General features: G+C 47.6%; 2 protein-coding genes. Both read right to left on the bottom strand.

Annotation, left to right across the window (positions count from 1 at the left end; genetic code table 11):
• Positions 1 to 1,128: RHS repeat domain-containing protein (locus tag V7D78_RS16330; protein ID WP_333609521.1), on the bottom strand; the 1,128-nt coding region annotated here is incomplete at its 3' end.
• A gap of 119 nt (positions 1,129 to 1,247) precedes the next feature.
• A partial coding sequence (locus V7D78_RS16325; RefSeq protein ID WP_333609520.1) for an RHS repeat domain-containing protein occupies positions 1,248 to 3,706 on the bottom strand: 2,459 nt, incomplete at its 5' end.

The following is a 3,706-nucleotide window of genomic DNA, read 5'->3' as shown; positions in this document are numbered from 1 at the left end:
AATAGCATCCCATGCTTCTTCCCTTTTCAAATTATCCTCCATGGCTGCCTTACCTAGCTTATCAAGTTTATCTTCAGCCTCTACGATGGTATGACCAATGATAACTGCTCCAATGACACATACTCCAACAGCTACCGGACCAAGTGCACAAGGATGACGTCCATCAGGATCCACATACTTATAAGGATTATTATTCGCATAAGCATAGCGGTTAAAGCCCATGGTTGGATTGCCGCGCTGCAGGTGGCCCAACATATCTACAGGATCATTCGAATAAAACCGCCCAATCAAGGGATCATAATACCGCTGCTGCATATAGGTTAGCTGCAAATCGTTATCTTCGGCGTGGCCGGTGTAGCCGGGGTTATCGGATTGCGCGCCCGGATCGCGGTATTTGGCGACCAACTGGTTGCCCAGGTAATAATAGTCGGTGTAGCCGGCGTTTTCATAGGTGCTCATCAGCACACCCTGGCTGTTGTACAGGCTATAGGTTTTTAAGCCGTTGTTGTTTTTAACGATCCGCCGGCCGTGGCCATCGTAGCTGAAGCTGATATTACCCGAACTGGCTAAGCGGTTAGCTCTGTTAAAGGTAAAGGCTCTGGCACCGTTGTTAGTGACATTACCGCGGCTGTCATACTGAAAGCTGCGATTAACACTGCCTGAGATAGCCGACAGCCGGTTTTGTGCGTTATAGCTGTAACTCAGGCTATGACTGCCCAGTGTTTTTTGCGTAATATTACCAAGGGTATCGTAGCTAAAACTGCCCTGGCCCCAAAAGCCATTAGCGGTTTTTAATCTGTCTAGTCCATCATAACTTATCGCCGTTACACTGTGAGCCGGGGTCACCGCATCCAGAATGGCGGTAATGTTATTATTTGCATCATATTGATATTGCTGAGATAACAACAATTGGCTTTGGCTAACCATGCGACGCTCTGGCCGTAATTTACTATCAAAGCTTTGATTGAAGTGTAAGCCGTTGCCAAATCGCATAGCCTGCAACTGACCACTGGGCGTATATTGCGCCTGTGTGGCATAAGTGCCGGCATTTAAAGCACGGCCCAGGGCATCATAGCTAAAATTGACTTGCCGCCCTGAAGGGTAGATTTGCGTAATCAGCTGACCCATGGCGTTATACTGTTGTTGTAACTCAAAACTCAGATTGTCTACGGTAAGGCTCTCCCGCTCTACCAGACCTAAACTGTTGTACAGATAATCCCAGCGGTTGGCCCCAGCTTGCAGCCGGGTTAACTGGCCTTGAGCATCATAGGTATGAACAATATTGCCACTGCTGTCCGGATAGGTAATTTGCCGAATATTACCGATTTTTCCCCCGCCAATACACTAGACGTGAAGCAGCCGCTGTTGGCACCGGATGCGCCCTGCGCGAGCCAGAGTAAATCACCAACTGCATTGTATTCATAAGCGGTGGCACCAACATCGGTTCGCGCTACCCTGCATAAGCGCTGTTGGGAATTATAAAAGCGAGATTCGGTTATGCCGCCCTGGCTAATGCTTATCACGTTATCAAACAGGTTGTAAGCCAGTAGTGTGGTGACGCCTTCTGGCTGCGCAATGTGTTGCGGTAAGTGTTGCTCAGGCGCGCCTAGTGCCCGGTAAGTAGTCGTGGTTTGATTGCCCATTGCATCTACTGTCATAACCCTGTTACCTGCTAAGTAATAATAGTCGGTACCGGTATTATCCACATTAGTAAAGTGGCGTCTGCGCCGTTGCAGGCCATCATATTGAGTTACAAAACCTGAGGTTGCAGCACTGGAATAACTGGGAACTGACTGAAATACTGGCTGGTTGTAGGCATCAAAACGCTGGCGTACGAAAATATTGATATTGCGCGCAGTATCCGTTTCGCGGGTTAACACCGGACGCATCAGCGCATCCATTTCTATACGTTTTTGATACTGGCCACGACTAATCGTTTGAATAAAACGCCCGGCACTATTGCCGTAACTGATCTCTGTTCGCTGCCAGGGGCTTGGCGGGGTGATGCGGGTTAATCGCCCCATAACATCGTAATTATAGTGAGTAGTTTGCCCCAGAAAATTGGTCACAGATGCTATTTCACCCCGGTTATTAACCACTTGAGTCGCACTTTGAGTGCTGGCTGCCTGATAGCGGCCAGGTAGCATAATGTGCTGCGGGGTGCCACGTTTATAATGGCCATATTCTACCCAACGATGAGCTGCATTGTAACTTTGCCGCCTGATGTTGCCATCTGCATGGTAGGTATTGGTGCTGTAAAGCATGCCAAAATAACGCTGTTGATATGGTAATAAACGACTAACATGAGCAGGGCTGTAATAACTGGTTTCGCTCACCGTTTGCCAGTGTTGGCCATCTGCAGACACTTCTGTTTTAAGAGGTAAATTCAATACCCAGATCGCCGTATTATGTTGGTAGCTATTACGGGTAAAACGTTGGCCGAAACTGCTGCTTTCTTTAATCAGTTCCGGCTGGCCATAACTATTGTAATGACTGTATTCTTTGCTGAAGGTGGTGCCCACTCCATTATGGTACTGGGTGGTGAGCAGCTGATGAAGATAACGATGATGTTCTTCTTTGGCCTGATTATCAAAAGCTTTGAGACATTTATTATGGTCAATGTCGATAACAGGATATTGTGAGGGTTTGCAGGACACTAAGCGTACCTTGCCCGTTTTCGGCTGTACGGTAAAGGTTTTGCGCACCGACTGCAATAAACTGCTGCCATCGGTATCATAATGTAAGGTTAATACCTCCTCCCCTTCTAACACCCCAAACTTACGATCAAATACATGCACCGTTTTGCTGCCATCTGGATTAAGCGTTGTGGTTGAGCGTAAATCCAGTAAGTGATGACCTGCTGGGGTAAAAGGCAAGCCGGTTAAGGGGGCTGGTTGCGGTGTGTTGCTGTGCTCTAACATCCCTTTTGGAGAGCCGGGGTTTTGTGAATAACTGTATTGCCAGGTTAAGTTTTCATCGGCCAACAGTAATTCTTTTTTGATCACCGCCACATTATTAAAACAGCGGCTGACATCATGATGATCGCGTAAGTTTACAGGTACCGCCGTACGACCGAAACGGGTGGCTCGTTGCGTTAAACGAAAAACGGCACCTTCCGGATGAGTAAGAGTAGACACCAATGGCAAAAAGTGATCAGTATTCATGCAGGCTAAAATGCCCATCCAGCCGCTGTTTTCATATCCGCCAAATTTGTCAAAAGCTAAATTAAACTGCCATTTTTTTCCATCGGGTCGCACCACTTCATGCAAGATATCTTTGTGCAATTGATCGGTAACGTCATATTCTGTGCGATACAAATAAGACCAGGTCTGGCCCTCTGCAACCACCCGACGAATCCTGTCACTATGACTGCCTGCTTCATAAAAAATGTCGATGACCCGGCCATCATTCGCTTCTATTTTTCGTAATTTATTTGAGTACGTCAGCATGGAGGCGGCAATACCGGGTGGTATGCTGGTCGCTTCGTAGTGATAACGCACCCAATTACCAAAGCGGTCGGTAATGGAGCTGACCTGGACATTCAAACTGAAGGTACGCAGGATCACTTCTAGCGGATAGTTGGGATCCACGCTTTCGGCTTCCTGCGCTACAGAGATCAGTGACGCTGGAACCAAACGCACAACATCAAATATATAAACTGTGCCTTCTGGTGAGGTGGCTCTGAAGCCATAGCGATCGGTAAGGC

Origin of the sequence: Arsukibacterium sp., assembly GCF_036735525.1 — a bacterium.
GTDB lineage: Bacteria > Pseudomonadota > Gammaproteobacteria > Enterobacterales > Alteromonadaceae > Alishewanella.
The sequence above is the reverse complement of the archived record's forward strand: the minus strand, read 5'-3'. Positions and strand labels throughout refer to the sequence as shown.